We start from the raw sequence: 14754 nt of genomic DNA, 5'->3' as shown, positions 1-14754 counted from the left end.
CCACGGCATGATGGCATCGGCCCCGGAAGCGCTCTCGCATCCGGGGCCGATGCCGTTCAGGACTGGATCGTCACATGCGGCCAGGCGATCGGGAGTAGATGCTCGAGGCTGAGAGGGGCCAGCTCGAGTGTGCCCAGATCGGACGGCTCGATCCAGCGCAGCTCGGCGAGCTCCGCCTGCGCGGATACCGAATCCGCGGCGATCGTGAGCGCGAAGGCATCGGCGATGACACGGTGGCCGGGCTCGTTCGCCGCCGCGGAGATGAAGCGGCCGAGCGGCTCCAGCTGCGTCTCGTCGACGTGGAGGCCGAGCTCCTCGTCGAGCTCGCGTAGGAGCGTCTGCGCGGGGTTCTCGCCCGGTTCGGGCTTGCCGCCGGGCTGCATGAACGCCGTCGTGCCCTGCTTACGGACTACGAGGATCCGGCCTGCGGAGTCATCGATGATGGCGGCGCTCACACGGATGTCAGGCATGCGTGAGCACCGTGGTCATCGCAGTGCCCGACGCCCGGCGATGAGACCGGCGGCCACCGCCACGACGGCGAAGCCGAGGCCGATCCACGCCTGCTCCATCGACCACCAGGCCAGGGTGACGCCCGCGTAGATCAGCAGTTCGACGGCTGCGCGCACGAACGGGTGCACGCGCAGCACCGGACGCGGCGAGAGGAAGAGGGCCCAGACGAGCAGCACCAGCAGCGGAGCGCCGATACCGAGGACGAGGTTCCAGGGAAGAGCCCACAGGGCAAAGCCCCACAGCGCCAGCGAGGCGATCGCGGCGATCAGAACGACGACACGGATGATGTCGAGCGGAGTGATGGTGGGACGGATGACGCCCGGTGTGGCGTCGGGTGCTTCGGACATGCCCCCAGTCTATTCGGCTGGGATGAGGTCAGTTCGTGGGGCAGGCGGGAGCTCCGACGATGCTCATGAGGGAGACGCCGAGCTCTGAGAGCCTGACTGCGTACGGCTCCGTGGTCGAATCATCGGGGTAGCTGAAAGCAACAATCGAATTGCCTGCAATCTGCAGGCCGTTTGGACGCAACACCGTCGTGGCCGTTCCTTCGGCGCTTAGCGTCGCGATCGTCGTTCCATCTATTGAATTGGCGATTGTCGGTTGGACACTCGCTCCAGGTTCACCGGTGAGAGGAACCATGACCTGGATCTCGATGACGTTTTTGCGGCACATTGTGATTTTGGCGAGATCCACGGACACCGGGGCCAGGCTCGGCTCTGGAGTGGGATCTTCATCGCCGCCGGGCCCGGGAGGCGGTTCGGGGTCGGGCTCGGGCTCGGGATCGGGTTCCGGGTCGCCATCTTCGCCCGGGTTCTCATCGGCCGGGTTCTCGCCACCCGGGTTCTCTTCGCCAGGGTTCTCGTCACCCGGGTCCTCGTCGTCGACGGGCGGAGGCGTGGGAGCAGGACTGGGCGCGGGAGCCGGCGCGGACGGTTGCGGTGCGATCGGGAGTTCGGGAAGCGTCTCACGCTCGCTGTCGGCCGGGGGAGGGGGGAGCGTCTGCTCGGGGGAATCCGGTGCGTCGGGGGTGTTCGGCTCATCCTCCGGCATCTCAATCACGAGCGACTGGTCGGTTTGGATATCGGGATCGGGGACCACCTCGCTGGAGATCTCCGAGTCGCTCGCCTGGGCCGCGGATGACATCGATGACAGCGGACTGGCCTCGGTGAATCCGGGCAGGATCACGGCCGCGGCGACGACACCGGCGACGACCAGCGCCGCGGAACCGACACCGACGAGCGCCCCGATACCGCCCAGCGAACCACCGGAAGCGCCTCCGCCAGACGAACCTGCGGCACCTCCGGCACCGTTCCCCTCGGCGAATACCGCGATTCCCGCGGCACCGCCGGCCTCTCCGGCGACGACTGCGCCCGCCACGACGGAGGACGGCATGGCCGCGAGCGCGACGATCGGCGCCCCGCCGCCCTGCAGGCTCGCGGTGTAGGCCGCAGCCCCCGAGACGCCGAGGACGAGGGGGAGCAGGACGAGAGCGAGGCGACTGGAGACGTCTTTCGCCTCTGCGGCGACGATCATGCACCGCGCACAGCTCTCGAGGTGCTCGTCGACGCGCTTGCCGTCGCGGGTGCTGAGGTTTCCGCGCGCGTGAGCCCCGAGGTGCTCGATGGTCCACTGGCACTCGGATCCTTCACCGGCGTTGCGCAGGTGCGCCTGGATCCAGTTCTCGCGCAGCCCTTCGCGGGCGCGGAAGGCGAGCTGCGAGACCGCGCCGGCCTTCATGCCGAGCAGCGGTGCGACCTCGGCGGGCTTCATCTGCTCGATCTCGGTGTACCAGAGCACTTCCTGCCAGCGGGTCGGCAGGCTGCGGAAGGCCTGCGCGGAGAGACCGCGGTCGAGGGCCTCCGTGGTGGCCTGATCGGTGGTTTCGGGGTCGGGAACGGTCTCGAGCTCGTCGATCGCGGTCTCGCGCCGTGCGCGCCCCCAGGCGGCGGCGGTGTTGCGGATGCTGGTGAACAGGTAGGCGCGGAAGGAGCCGTTCGGGCCGCCACCCTTGAGCACCGCCTGGTAGATGCGGGTGTATGCCTCTTGGACGAGGTCATCGGCATCGATGCTCGACGTCACCGACCGTGCGACGACGATTCCCGAGGGGTAGTGGCGTCGCCACAGCTCGCCGAAAGCCGCCGTGTCTCCCGAGCGGGAGCGCAGGATCAGGTCGGCGTCAGATGTCGGTTCTGTACTGGTGAGTTCGTCGTTTTGCACTGGTGCCCGTCGATCGTGGGAGGCCGGGTGTGCTCCCACAGGAAGAGTTGCGCGCGGTGTCGGTCGTCATGCGCCCGAGCCATTCTCCCCCGAATCTTCCGTTGAGGCCACCCCGATCGGGAGCCTGTGGACAACGGGGAAGAATTTTTCGGGTTTCGCGTAATGAATCGCGGTAATGGCCGTCTCATCAGTCAGAGACAACCACAAGAGCCCCAACGGGGGGAGGGGCTCGGGGGCCGGCGAGAGCAGTGAATCATCGGCCGGTGGGTCAGAAGCCTCGGGGGAGGAGTTGCTGATCCACCCGTTCTCATGCCGGAGGAGAGAAAGGGGCCGTTGCTGTGGGGAGCAACGGCCACCCTTCCTCCTCGCGCCGCTGGCTCAGTCCAGGCCGGAACCGGTCTGCACATGCGCCACGGTGAAATCGGCGCGGAGGATCACGGCATCCCCGAGGTATCCCTCGGCGAGGCGTCCGAGCCGGTCTCCCACGCCGATCGCACGCGCCGGCGTCTCGGTGAGCGCGCGCACCGCCTCGATGAGCGGGACGCCCGCGGCGACCGCGCGCTGAAGGGCGACGTCCTGCGTGAGAGTGGAACCGGCGATCGAGCCCGTTTCATCCGTGCGGGCGATGCCATCGGTGACCGTGACCTTGACGGCGCCGAGGTCGTACTTGCCGTCTGCGCTGCCGGCGGCTGCCATCGCATCCGTCACCAGTGCGACGCGACCGGGAGCCGAATCGAAGAGCAGCTTGATGACGTACGGGTCCAGGTGCACGTTGTCGGCGATGCCCTCGAGGACCACCCGGTGATCGGCCGCAGCCGTGAGCACAGGGCCGGGGGCGCGGTGGTGGATGCCGGGCATGGCGTTGAACGCGTGCGTGAGGATCGTCGCACCGGCTTCGAACGCCTCCCGTGCCTGCGCGGCATCCGCGCTGGTGTGACCGACCGCGGCGGCGGCGCCGGCGGCGACGATCCGACGGATCGCTTCGAGGCCTCCGGGGAGTTCGGGGGCGAGCGTCACCTGACGGACGGTCCCGCGGCCGGCGTCCAGCAGGCGCTGCACGTCTTCGGCGACGGGGTGGCGCAGCAGGGTCGGTTCGTGGGCGCCCTTGCGCTCCGGTTCGAGGAACGGCCCTTCCAGATGAGAGCCGAGGATGTCGGCATCCGTCTGCATGAGGTCGGCGATCTCCGCGACGCGGCGCGCCAGGTCATCGACCGGCGCGGTCACCAGCGACAGCACGGAACGCGTCGTGCCGTGGGAGCGGTGCATGGCTCGGGCGGTGCGGATGGCATCCGTGCCGTCGTCGAATGCGGCACCGGCGCCGCCGTGAGCGTGGATGTCCACGAAGCCCGGCGTCAGAATCGCGCCCTCGCCAGCCAGCGCGGTCGCATCGATCACCGTGTCGGCGTCGCTCCAGCTCGCACCGGTGCCGGTCGCGACGACGACGCCGTCGGCGAAGCGCACCCACGCATCGGGCGTCTCGACGCCATCCGTGATGAGTCGGGCGGAGTGGATCAGGGTCGTCGTCATCAGTTGCTCCAGTCGATCTCGGCGGGACGGTGCCCACCCCATCCTGCGGCATCCCATACGGATGCCACGGCGCGCACGCGCGCACGGAAGGACTCCCAGTCGCGGGATTCCTTCTGCGACCAGCCGATCTCCGCGATCGCCGCGGCCCGTGGGAACAGCAGCTGGTCGATGTCATCCGGCGTCTCGAGCGTCTCCGCCCACAGTGGCCCCTCCACGCCGAGCACGGCCGCTTCGGGCAGGCCATCGACGATCGTGGTCGGCTCCCATCCGTATGCGGTCTCGAGGTCGATGAGGGCGGCCCAGTCGAGCCCGAGCGGGAAGTCCGCGTCGTACTTCTGGTCGAGGTATGCGGCATCCGACGGCGACATGATCACCGATCCGCCGCGCTCGGCGAACGCGCGCGTGATCCCGGCGACGCGCTCATCAGGGGACAGGCTGCTCCAGTACTGACCGATCGTGCCAGGCGCCACCGGGGCGGAACCCGCCTCGTGCCAGCCGACCGGCGTCTTGCCGAGCCCGGCGACGAGCGCCGTCACCCGGGCGATGAACGCATCGAAGTCGCCCTGATCGGTGCCGTGCGCCTCGTCGCCGCCGATGTGCAGCAGGGGACCGGGCGTGAGGGCGGCGACCTCGCCGAGCACATCACGCAGGAACTCCCAGGTGGCCTCGTCGTGGATCTTGACCGACGAGTGACCCACGCCCCAGCCCGTGTACGGTTCGCCGGCGACCGGCAGTGCCTGATCGAGCTCGGCGGCCTGCGCGAGCAGCGCCTCGTTCATGACCGGCGCTTCCACGATCTCCGGGTAAGCGAGACCGATCGCGTGCGTGTGGCCCGGCAGGTCGATCTCGGGGACGATCACGATGTGACGGGATGCGGCGTAGTCGACGATCTCGCGGAAGTCGTCCTGCGTGTAGAAGCCGCCGTCGCGGCCGGAGGCCGCGGTCGCGGAGGCGCGCTCCGTCAGCAGGGGGCGGCTGAGGATCTCGAGGCGCCAGCCCTGGTCGTCGGTGAGATGCAGGTGCACGTGGTTGATCTTCATCGAGGCGGCGCGGTCGATGAACGCCTTGATCGTGTCGACGCCGAAGAACGTGCGCGCGACATCGAGCATGAGGCCGCGGTACGCGAAGCGCGGGGCATCCGCGATCGAGACGTGCGGCAGCGACCAGTCCTCGCCATCGCCGCTCAGCAGCTGACGCAGCGTCTGGACGCCGTGGAAGACGCCCGCCGCGGATCCCGAGATGCGCACCCGATCATCGACGACGAGGTCATAGGCCTCACCCTCGGCAGCGGTGATCACCAGTTCGATATCGCCCGCGCTCGCCGCATCGACGACGACCTCGAGCGTCAGACCGGTTCGCGCGGAGATCGCTTCGCGCAGAGCGGATGCCGTGGCATCCGACGCCTCGTCCGCGACGATGCGGGATGCCGGCGTCAGCGCCAGGGAGCCCGGGGACTCGGTGACGGAAGCGGGGAGCGGAACGATAGGAAAGACCATGAACAAAATCTACCCCGCGCCGGGTCGCCACGGCAGGGCGATGGGGTTCGGGGGCGACCGAATTCCGCTATGCTCGACCTGTCGCGACTGGCGTCTGGGTGGGTCACCACCGGGGAGCGACCGTTACGGAATTCGACCGCGCGCCTGGGCCGATGACATCCCCCGATGCATTTCATTCCGCAACGAAAGAGGACGACATGACCGATCCGTACTTCACCGCCCCGCTCTCCGAGGTCGACCCCGAGATCGCCGAGGTCCTCGACCGTGAGCTGAACCGTCAGCGCACGTTCCTCGAGATGATCGCCTCCGAAAACTTCGTGCCCGTCTCCGTGCTGCAGTCGCAGGGCTCCGTGCTCACGAACAAGTACGCCGAGGGCTACCCGGGCCGTCGCTACTACGGCGGCTGCGAAGAGGTCGACGTCGCCGAGTCCCTCGCCATCGAGCGGGTCAAGAGCCTGTTCGGCGCCGGCTTCGCCAACGTGCAGCCCCACTCCGGAGCATCCGCCAACGCCGCCGTCCTGCACGCCATCGCGCGCCCCGGCGACACGCTCCTCGGCCTCTCGCTCGACCACGGCGGCCACCTCACCCACGGCATGAAGATCAACTTCTCCGGCCGTCTCTACGACATCGTCGCCTACGGAGTCGACCCCGAGACCTCGCTCGTCGACATGGACGAGGTCCGTCGCCTCGCGCTCGAGCACAAACCGAAGGTCATCATCGCCGGCTGGTCGGCGTACCCGCGTCAGCTCGACTTCGCGAAGTTCCGCGAGATCGCCGACGAGGTCGGCGCCCTCCTCTGGGTCGACATGGCCCACTTCGCCGGCCTCGTCGCCGCGGGCCTGCACCCGAACCCCGTGCCGCATGCGCACGTCGTCTCCTCGACCGTGCACAAGACCATCGGCGGCCCCCGCTCGGGCTTCATCCTCTCCAACGACGCCGACATCGCGAAGAAGATCAACTCGGCCGTCTTCCCGGGCCAGCAGGGTGGACCCCTCATGCACGTGATCGCCGCGAAGGCGACCGCGTTCAAGATCGCCGCAACGCCCGAGTTCGCGGAGCGGCAGGAGCGCGTGCTGCGCGGCGCCTCGATCCTCGCCGACCGCCTCACCCAGCAGGACGTCGCGGACGCCGGCATCACGGTGCGCTCGGGCGGCACCGACGTCCACCTCGTGCTCGTCGACCTCCGTAACGCCGAGATCGACGGCAAGCAGGCAGAAGACCTGCTGCACGACATCCACATCACCGTCAACCGCAACGCGGTCCCCAACGACCCGCGTCCGCCGATGGTGACCTCGGGCCTGCGCATCGGCACCCCGGCGCTCGCCACCCGCGGATTCGGCGATGCCGAGTTCACCGAGGTCGCCGATGTCATCGCCCTGGCGCTGCAGCCCGGTGCCGACGTCGAGGCGCTGCGCGCCCGTGTCGACGCGCTCGCCGCAGCGTTCCCGCTGTACCCCGAGCTGCAGCAGTAAGCACCGGCATCCGCCATTCGGCACTTCGAGACGGGAGTTCCCGCTCGAGACAGGACGGCCTCGTCCCGCCTCGTCCGGAACTCCCGTCCCACCGACGAACAGGAACATGACATGACCGCGAAGGTCCTCGACGGCAAGGCCGCATCCGCGGCGATCAAAGACGAGCTCGCCGAGCGCGTTGCAGCGCTCAAGGCGAAGGGCATCACGCCCGGCATCGCCACGGTGCTCGTCGGCGCCGACCCGGCATCCCAGCTCTACGTCGGCATGAAGCACCGGCAGTCCGAGGCGATCGGGATGAACTCGATCCAGCGCGAACTGCCCGCCGATGCCACGCAGGAGGAGGTCGAGGCGCTGATCGACGAGCTCAACGCGGATGACACCTGCCACGGCTACATCGTGCAGCTGCCGCTGCCGAAGCACATCGACACCGATCGCATCCTCGAGCGCATCGATCCGGCGAAGGATGCCGATGGCCTGCACCCGACGAACCTCGGCCGCCTGGTGCTGAACGTCAACAGCCCGATCGAGACCCCGCTGCCGTGCACGCCGCGCGGCGTCATCGAACTGCTCGTGCGCAACGGCTACGACCTGAACGGCAAGCACGTCGTCGTCGTCGGCCGCGGCGTGACGATCGGACGCCCGATGGGCCTGCTGCTGACCCGTCGCGATGTGAACGCGACCGTCACCCAGGTGCACACCGGCACTCCCGAGATGGGCCCCTACCTGCGCCAGGCCGACGTCATCGTCGCCGGCGCCGGTGTGAAGCACCTCATCCGCGCGGAAGACGTGAAGCCCGGCGCAGCCGTGCTCGACGTCGGCGTCACGCGCGAGACCGACCCCGAGACCGGTAAGAGCAAGGTCTACGGAGACGTTCACCCCGATGTGGCAGAGGTCGCGGGATTCGTGTCGCCGAACCCGGGCGGCGTCGGCCCCATGACCGTCGCGCTTCTCATGACGAACGTCGTCGAGACCGCGGAGCGTCTCGTCCGCTGACGACGCTGTCACGACGAAGCCCCCGCGCATCTGCACGGGGGCTTCGTCGTTCATCCGGCGGTATCAGCCGCCCAGCTGACTCTCGACGCCGATGATGCGCGCGTGCTCGTCGAAGCGGAACGTCGCCGTGCCGGAGGCATCCGACACCGTCGCCGCGCTGAAGGCCTCATCGACCCACTGCAGATTCCACCCGGCCAGGCGGGCCGCATCCCACAGCGCCGAGCGGGCATCCGTCAGCGTGAGCGCCGGCAGCAGACGCGGGGTCGCGATGACGGCATCCGCCACCGTCGTCGGGGGGATCGGAGCGTCAAGAAGGAAGACAGCACGGGTGCCGCCGCCGACCGGAGCCGAGAAATGGGGGGAGCGGCCGGTGATCTCCGTCGCGATCGTGCCGATCTGCTCGGCCGTGCGCAGGATCCAGGCGTCGAGCTCCTCGCCGTCGGCGGGAGCGTCCTCGGGGAACGCGAGCTCGGGCTGCGCCAGATCGGTCAGCTCGTACTGCGTTCCGTAATCGCGCAGCTGCCCGGCGACACCCGACGGATCGCCCTGCGGGTGCGCCCACGCCCACAGCATCGAACGCGGTCCCGGTGCGATCGTCGCGATGAGGGTCGGCTTCGTCACCACCTGGCGCGAGGGATCGTCGGATGCCGTGAACGTCAGTGTTCCCGCGCCCAGATCGGCATCCCAGCGGTGATCGCCCAGCGCGTTGACGGCCGTGGCCAGCGCGTCCTGACGATAAGCGGCGAAGAGGGAGGCGCGCTCGGCGAGCGGCTGAAGAGCGGCGAAGGTCATGCCTCCAGTCTGGCCGGAGAACCTATGATCGCGCCACTTGCGGCTAGGGTGAGGCCGAAACGACCACCGGACAAAGGAGTTCACCGTGTCGCAGACACAGGAATCACGCCGTCCCCGCGGCTTCATGCGCCCCATCAACCGCTTCCTCGAGCGGTGGATCCCCTCGGCGCTGACCTTCGCGATCGTCTTGACGCTGATCGTCGCAGTGCTCGCGATGACTCTCACGCGCACGAGTCCGGTCGATGTCGTCCTGGGATGGGGCGATGGTCTTGCGGGCCTGCTCGCCTTCATGACCCAGATGTGCCTGATTCTGCTGCTGGGGTACATGCTCGCGAACACGCGGCCCGTGCAGAAACTGCTCCGGCGTCTGGCCCGCGTCCCGCGCACCGCGGGCTTCGCCTACGTCTTCGTCTTCGTGATCGCGGCGGTCGCGAGCCTCATCACATGGGGACTCGGCCTGATCGTGGGGACCCTCCTCGCGCGCGAGATCGCGGTCGAGGCGCGCAAGAGGGGCCTGAAAGTGCATTTCCCCCTGCTCGTCGCCTCGGGGTACTCCGGTTTCGTCGTCTGGCACATGGGGTATTCGGGATCGGGTCCGCTGACAGCCGCGACGCCGGATTCCTTCCTCGCCCCGAGCCTCGGCGGTGAAGTCCTCCCCATCTCGGAGACGACGTTCTCGACGTGGAACATGCTCGCTGCGCTCGCGGTCATCGTGGTCGTCGCGGTGCTGATGTTCCTCGTGCGCCCCAAGCAGAACGACCCGGTCTACGAACTGCCCGATCGCGTCGGATCGGAGGAGGTCGACGAGTACGACGACGAGGTCGTCACCCCGGCCGATCGCATCGACGCCTCCCGCATCCTGACACTCATCGTGGGCATCGGGCTGGCGATCTACCTGGTCGTCCACTTCGTACGCGGCGGCACGCTGACGCTCGACATCGTGAACTGGTCGTTCCTCGCCCTCATCCTCCTGCTGGTGCGCAACCCGTTCGAGCTGATCCACCTCACCAAGAAAGCCGCATCGAACGTCGGAGAGATCCTGCTGCAGTTCCCGTTGTACGCCGGAATCCTCGGCATCATGAGCAGCTCCGGCCTGATCCAGCTGTTCTCGGACGCATTCGTCTCGATCGCGACGCCGATGACGTTCGGGGGGCTCGCTCTGCTCTCGGCGGGCATCGTCAACTTCTTCGTCCCGTCGGGCGGCGGGCAGTTCGCTGTTCAGGGGCCGATCATGCTCGACGCGGCGAACCAGCTCGGCGTCGACCCGTCGATCGCGGTGATGGCCGTCGCGTACGGCGATCAGTGGACGAACATGATCCAGCCGTTCTGGGCGCTGCCAGTGCTCGCGATCGCCGGGCTGAAGATGCGTGACATCCTGGGATACACCTTCATCACGATGCTCGGATCGGGCGTCGTGATGGCCGCGGCACTGTTCATCGTGAGCCTGTGACTGCAGCGGTGCCGGCCCGGTGACGGGCCGACACCGTCAGTACCCCGCGCGGCCCGGATCCTCGGCCTCGGGAATCCACTCCGCGGCCAGACGCTCCGTGGAGCGGGCGAGGAGCGATACGTCGGCGGCGACCAGCACGAAGTGCGCACCGGCCTCGAGGTAGCGTCGCGCGGTCGCGGGGGAGAACGCGTTCACACCCACCGGCTTCCCGGCGGCGCGCACCGCCGCGATCGTCCGCTCGACCGCGGCGATGACATCCGAATGCTCCTGCTGGCCCAGCAGGCCCAGGGATGCCGCGAGATCGCTCGGCCCGATGAAAACAGCGTCCACGCCGTCGACCTCGGCGATCCGCTGGGCGTTGCGCACCCCGGCATCCGATTCGATCTGCACGGTGAGGGACGTGATCTCATGTGCACGCCGCAGATAGCCGTCGATGCGGTTGAACTGCGCCGCGCGCGCCAGCGCGCTGCCGACGCCGCGTACTCCGAGCGGGGGATATCGGGTGGCGGCGACCGCCCGGGCCGCCTCCTCGGCCGTGTTCACCATGGGCACGAGGATGTTCTGCGCGCCCACATCGAGGAACTGCTTGATCAGTACCGTGTCGTTGGCCGGCACCCGCAGCACGGGCGTGATCGGGTACGGGGCGGCGGCCTGCAGCAGGGCGAGCGCCGACTCCGGAGTCACCGGGCTGTGCTCCCCATCGATGAGTGCCCAATCCAGTCCGGAACCCGCCACGATCTCCGCGACGAGCGGACTGCCGGAGCAGATCCATGCGCCGACGAGAGGCCGGCCCGCCTCGCGCAGACGCTCCCGGAACGACGGTGCCGGCTCTAGACGAAACGACACGTGACCACCCCCATCTCGCGGTAGTCGCACCGCACCTCGTCACCCTTGTGCACCCACATCGGTCGCGTGAAGGAACCCGCGAGGATGATCTCCCCGGCCTCCAGCCGCGCCCCGTGCTGATGGAATTTGTTCGCGAGCCATGCCACACCGGTCGCCGGATGCCCGAGCACCCCGGCCGCGACACCGGTCTCCTCGATCTCGCCGTTGCGTGAGAGCACCCCGGGCACCCAGCGCAGATCGATCTCATCCGGGCGCATCCGCACATCGCCGAGAACCATCGCACCGTACGCTGCGTTGTCGCTGATGGTGTCGACGATCGTGCGTCCCTCCAACTCGATGTGCGAGTTCAGGACTTCCAGGGCCGGAACGGCGTAGTCGATCGCCGCCAGAGCATCATCGAGCGTGCAATCCGGACCCTCCAGCGGCGCCCCCAGGACGAAGGCGAGCTCCACCTCGATGCGCACGTTGGAGAAGTCGTCGAACGGGATCTCGGCGCCCGATGCATGGACCGTGTCGTCGAACATGACCCCGTAATCCGGCTCGCTGATTCCGGTCGCCTGCTGCATCGCCTTCGACGTCAGCCCGATCTTGCGGCCCACCAGGGTGCGCCCCGCAGCGAGGTTCTTATCGCGCCAAATGCCCTGGATCGCATACGAGTCCTCGATCGTGGCATCCGGGAAACGAGCCGTGATCCGCGGGATCACCCCGTGTGCTCGGTCGGCCTCGGCGAGCTCGGAAGCGATCCGCTCGCGCTGCTCGGCGGTGAGCGTCACAGCTGATGTCCGAGCTTGTACTCGCCCTGCTTGTACTCCGGCATCGACTCCTCGCCCTCGTCGCGGCGCGTGTAGGAGAAGCCGTCCGCGCCGATCGTGACGGCCATCTCGCTGTCATCGGTGCGGGCGATGACGGGCTGCGGGTTTCCGTCGAGATCGAGCACGAGCGAGGCATCCGTGTACCAGGAGGGGACCACGGGGTTGCCCCACCAGTCGCGGCGCTGATTGTCGTGCACATCCCACGTGACGACGGGGTTGTCGGGGTCGCCGGTGTAGTAGTCCTGGGTGTACACCTCGACGCGGTGCCCGTCGGGGTCGCGCAGATACAGGTAGAAGGCGTTCGAGACGCCGTGGCGGCCGGGGCCGCGCTCGATGGCATCCGACCGGCGCAGTGCGCCGAGCTTGTCGCAGATCGCGAGGATGTTGTGCTTCTCGTGCGTCGCGAAGCACACATGATGCATGCGCGGGCCGTCGCCGCCCGTCATGGCGGTGTCGTGCACGGTGGGCTTGCGGCGCATCCACGCGGCGTACACCGTGCCCTCCTCGTCCTGGATGTCCTCCGTGACGCGGAAGCCGAGATCCTGCATGTACTTCACGGCACGCGGAACATCGGGAGTCACCTGGTTGAAGTGATCGAGGCGCACGAGCTCGCCCGGAATGTGCAGGTCGTACCGCCAGGACATCCGCTCGACGTGCTCGGCCTGGTAGAAGAACTCGTAGGGGAATCCGAGGGGATCGACGACGCGCACCGAATCCCCGATGCCGGTGACGAAGCCGTCGCTCCTGCGGCGCACATCGCAGCCGAGCTCGGTGTAGAACGCGACGGCGCGGTCGAGGTCCTCGGGGGTGCGCACACGATAGGAGAAGGCGGCCACCGCGGCGACGGGGCCCTTGCGCAGCACGAGGTTGTGGTGGATGAACTCCTCGGTCGAGCGCAGGTAGATCGCCTCGTCGTCCTCGTCGGTGACGTGCAGGCCGAGCACGTCGACGTAGAACTGACGGGATGCCGCGAGGTCGGTGACCACGAGCTCCATATACGCGCAGCGCAGGATGTCGGGCGGCGAGGCCTGCGGAGTGGCGATCGGATTGTCGGTCTGGATCGGCGCCTCCTGGCTCACGTAGTAACCGGAGGAGGTCAGGGTCATGTCTTCACGGTTCGTCATGTCAGCGTCCTCACTGCTTTCCGAAAACGGGGTTGTGGACCTCGCCGAGATTGATGTGCACGGCCTGCTGGTCGGTGTAGAAATCGATCGAACGGTAGCCGCCCTCGTGGCCGAGGCCGGAGGCCTTGACCCCTCCGAACGGGGTGCGCAGATCCCGCACATTGTTGGAGTTCAGCCAGACCATTCCGGCCTCGACCGCGGCGGCGAAGTTGTGCGCGCGCTTGAGATCGTTCGTCCAGATGTACGCCGCGAGCCCATAGCGGGTGTTGTTCGCCAGAGCCAGGGCCTCGGCATCATCATCGAAAGGCGTGATCGCGACGACCGGCCCGAAGATCTCCTCCTGGAAGATCCGCGCCTCGGGGGACACATCGGCGAACACGGTCGGGGCGACGAAGTTCCCGGTCTCGAAACCCTCCGGGCGGTCGCCGCCGGCGACGAGGCGCCCCTCGCTCTTGCCGATCTCGACGTAGCTCATGACCTTCTCGTAGTGCTCCGGGTGCACGAGAGCGCCGACCTCGGTGGCGGGGTCGTTCGGATAGCCGACCTTCACGCGCTTCGCCTGCGCCGCGTAGCGCTCGACGAACTCCTCGTAGATCGAGCGCTCGACAAGAATGCGGGATCCCGCGGTGCAGCGCTCGCCGTTGAGGGAGAACACTCCGAAGACGGTCGCGTTGATCGCGGCATCCAGGTCGGCGTCGGCGAAGACGACGGCGGGGGACTTCCCGCCCAGCTCCATCGACAGTCCCTTGAGGTGCGGGGCGGCATTGCCGAAGATGATCTGCCCGGTGCGGCTCTCGCCCGTGAACGAGATGAGCGGGACATCCGGATGCTTCACCAGCGCATCGCCGGCATCTTCGCCGAGACCGTTGACGAGGTTGAAGACGCCCTTCGGCAGCCCCGCCTCTTCGAAGATGCCCGCCCACAGCGAAGCCGACAGGGGAGTGAACTCCGCCGGCTTCAGGACGACGGTGTTTCCGGTCGCGAGCGCGGGGCCGAGCTTCCACGACTCGAGCATGAACGGGGTGTTCCACGGGGTGATGAGGCCCGCGACGCCGATCGGCTTGCGATTGACGTAGTTGATCTGGCGGCCGGGAACCTTGTAGGTGTCATCGGCCTGCGCGACGATCAGATCGGCGAAGAAGCGGAAGTTCTCCGCCGCACGTCGCGCCTGGCCGAGGGCCTGCGTGATCGGCAGGCCCGAGTCGAAGGACTCCAGCTCCGCCAGACGTGCATCGCGGGACTCGACGATGTCGGCGATGCGGTGCAGCACGCGCGATCGCTCACGCGGCAGCATCTTCGGCCACGGCCCCTCGTCGAAGGCGCGCTTGGCCGCGGCGACGGCGCGGTCGATGTCGGCCTTCTTGCCGGCGGCGGCCGTCGTGTAGGTGTCGTTCGTGACGGGGTCGAGCACATCGAAGACATCGCCATCGGTCGAATCGACGAATTCGCCATCGATGTAGTGCCGGATGCGGTCCGGCAGGTCGTGCGGGATGCGGTTATCGGTCATGATTCCTC

At 68.1% G+C, this 14754-nt stretch carries 13 protein-coding genes and 1 riboswitch; of the genes, 3 read left to right on the top strand and 10 right to left on the bottom strand.

What is annotated here, in order from left to right; translation table 11 throughout:
- Positions 1 to 56 precede the first annotated feature (56 nt).
- From ACWAUG_RS03405 to ACWAUG_RS03385, 5 genes are all read right to left on the bottom strand, one after another.
- Positions 57 to 470 carry an NUDIX hydrolase gene (locus ACWAUG_RS03405; protein ID WP_460801233.1) on the bottom strand — a complete coding sequence of 138 codons (414 nt, stop codon included), beginning with the start codon at positions 468 to 470 and terminating at the stop codon, positions 57 to 59.
- A 15-nt stretch (positions 471 to 485) separates the two neighbouring features.
- The gene (locus ACWAUG_RS03400; RefSeq protein WP_298037060.1) at positions 486 to 857 is read right to left on the bottom strand and encodes a YrdB family protein; all 372 of its coding nucleotides are present in this window, start codon (positions 855 to 857) and stop codon (positions 486 to 488) included.
- Between the two features lie 28 nt (positions 858 to 885).
- Positions 886 to 2727, bottom strand: coding sequence for a sigma-70 family RNA polymerase sigma factor (locus ACWAUG_RS03395; protein ID WP_460801231.1), 1842 nt, complete (start codon positions 2725 to 2727; stop codon positions 886 to 888).
- A gap of 378 nt (positions 2728 to 3105) precedes the next feature.
- Positions 3106 to 4254 carry an N-acetylglucosamine-6-phosphate deacetylase gene (nagA, locus tag ACWAUG_RS03390; RefSeq protein WP_460801229.1) on the bottom strand — a complete coding sequence of 383 codons (1149 nt, stop codon included), beginning with the start codon at positions 4252 to 4254 and terminating at the stop codon, positions 3106 to 3108.
- Positions 4254 to 5750 carry a beta-N-acetylhexosaminidase gene (locus tag ACWAUG_RS03385; RefSeq protein ID WP_460801227.1) on the bottom strand — a complete coding sequence of 499 codons (1497 nt, stop codon included), beginning with the start codon at positions 5748 to 5750 and terminating at the stop codon, positions 4254 to 4256. The genes nagA and ACWAUG_RS03385 overlap by 1 nt, the downstream gene beginning before the upstream one ends.
- 73 nt (positions 5751 to 5823) lie before the next feature.
- A riboswitch (ZMP/ZTP riboswitch) is annotated at positions 5824 to 5907 on the top strand.
- Between the two features lie 40 nt (positions 5908 to 5947).
- On the opposite strand from ACWAUG_RS03385, the gene glyA reads away from it, so the two are divergent.
- Complete coding sequence (gene glyA, locus ACWAUG_RS03380; RefSeq protein WP_298037070.1) at positions 5948 to 7222, top strand: serine hydroxymethyltransferase; 1275 nt, start codon at positions 5948 to 5950, stop codon at positions 7220 to 7222.
- 111 nt (positions 7223 to 7333) lie between these two features.
- Positions 7334 to 8215 (top strand): bifunctional methylenetetrahydrofolate dehydrogenase/methenyltetrahydrofolate cyclohydrolase, encoded by an 882-nt coding sequence (locus ACWAUG_RS03375; RefSeq protein WP_460801225.1) that lies wholly within the window; start codon positions 7334 to 7336, stop codon positions 8213 to 8215.
- 63 nt (positions 8216 to 8278) lie between these two features.
- Here ACWAUG_RS03375 and ACWAUG_RS03370 read toward each other — a convergent pair whose 3' ends face one another.
- Positions 8279 to 9007, bottom strand: a complete 729-nt coding sequence (locus ACWAUG_RS03370; protein WP_460801223.1) for a DUF6882 domain-containing protein — start codon at positions 9005 to 9007, stop codon at positions 8279 to 8281.
- Positions 9008 to 9131: 124 nt separating this feature from the next.
- On the opposite strand from ACWAUG_RS03370, the gene ACWAUG_RS03365 reads away from it, so the two are divergent.
- Positions 9132 to 10457, top strand: a complete 1326-nt coding sequence (locus ACWAUG_RS03365) for a short-chain fatty acid transporter (RefSeq protein WP_460801339.1) — start codon at positions 9132 to 9134, stop codon at positions 10455 to 10457.
- A gap of 36 nt (positions 10458 to 10493) precedes the next feature.
- Here ACWAUG_RS03365 and ACWAUG_RS03360 read toward each other — a convergent pair whose 3' ends face one another.
- From ACWAUG_RS03360 to hpaE, 4 genes are read right to left on the bottom strand one after another with little or no spacing between them, the layout of a single operon-like run.
- Positions 10494 to 11303 carry an HpcH/HpaI aldolase family protein gene (locus tag ACWAUG_RS03360; protein ID WP_298037075.1) on the bottom strand — a complete coding sequence of 270 codons (810 nt, stop codon included), beginning with the start codon at positions 11301 to 11303 and terminating at the stop codon, positions 10494 to 10496.
- On the bottom strand, positions 11288 to 12076 hold the full coding sequence (locus ACWAUG_RS03355) for a 2-keto-4-pentenoate hydratase (RefSeq protein ID WP_460801221.1): 789 nt from the start codon (positions 12074 to 12076) through the stop codon (positions 11288 to 11290). Before ACWAUG_RS03355 ends, ACWAUG_RS03360 begins: the two co-directional genes overlap by 16 nt.
- Positions 12073 to 13239 (bottom strand): 3,4-dihydroxyphenylacetate 2,3-dioxygenase, encoded by a 1167-nt coding sequence (gene hpaD / locus ACWAUG_RS03350; protein WP_460801219.1) that lies wholly within the window; start codon positions 13237 to 13239, stop codon positions 12073 to 12075. Before hpaD ends, ACWAUG_RS03355 begins: the two co-directional genes overlap by 4 nt.
- A gap of 10 nt (positions 13240 to 13249) precedes the next feature.
- Positions 13250 to 14746: a 5-carboxymethyl-2-hydroxymuconate semialdehyde dehydrogenase gene (gene hpaE, locus ACWAUG_RS03345; RefSeq protein ID WP_460801337.1), complete on the bottom strand. Its 1497-nt coding sequence runs from the start codon at positions 14744 to 14746 to the stop codon at positions 13250 to 13252.
- Between the last annotated feature and the right edge of the window lie 8 nt (positions 14747 to 14754).

It is taken from the genome of Microbacterium sp. GXF6406, from assembly GCF_054798215.1.
The sequence above is the reverse complement of the archived record's forward strand: the minus strand, read 5'-3'. Positions and strand labels throughout refer to the sequence as shown.

Coding starts and splice junctions, on each gene's coding strand:
- nagA (WP_460801229.1), bottom strand. CDS start 4,254: ATGACGACGACCCTGATCCACTCCGCCCGACTCATCACGGATGGCGTC.
- hpaD (WP_460801219.1), bottom strand. CDS start 13,239: ATGACGAACCGTGAAGACATGACCCTGACCTCCTCCGGTTACTACGTG.
- ACWAUG_RS03375 (WP_460801225.1), top strand. CDS start 7,334: ATGACCGCGAAGGTCCTCGACGGCAAGGCCGCATCCGCGGCGATCAAA.
- ACWAUG_RS03400 (WP_298037060.1), bottom strand. CDS start 857: ATGTCCGAAGCACCCGACGCCACACCGGGCGTCATCCGTCCCACCATC.
- ACWAUG_RS03370 (WP_460801223.1), bottom strand. CDS start 9,007: ATGACCTTCGCCGCTCTTCAGCCGCTCGCCGAGCGCGCCTCCCTCTTC.
- glyA (WP_298037070.1), top strand. CDS start 5,948: ATGACCGATCCGTACTTCACCGCCCCGCTCTCCGAGGTCGACCCCGAG.
- ACWAUG_RS03405 (WP_460801233.1), bottom strand. CDS start 470: ATGCCTGACATCCGTGTGAGCGCCGCCATCATCGATGACTCCGCAGGC.
- ACWAUG_RS03385 (WP_460801227.1), bottom strand. CDS start 5,750: ATGGTCTTTCCTATCGTTCCGCTCCCCGCTTCCGTCACCGAGTCCCCG.
- hpaE (WP_460801337.1), bottom strand. CDS start 14,746: ATGACCGATAACCGCATCCCGCACGACCTGCCGGACCGCATCCGGCAC.
- ACWAUG_RS03365 (WP_460801339.1), top strand. CDS start 9,132: ATGCGCCCCATCAACCGCTTCCTCGAGCGGTGGATCCCCTCGGCGCTG.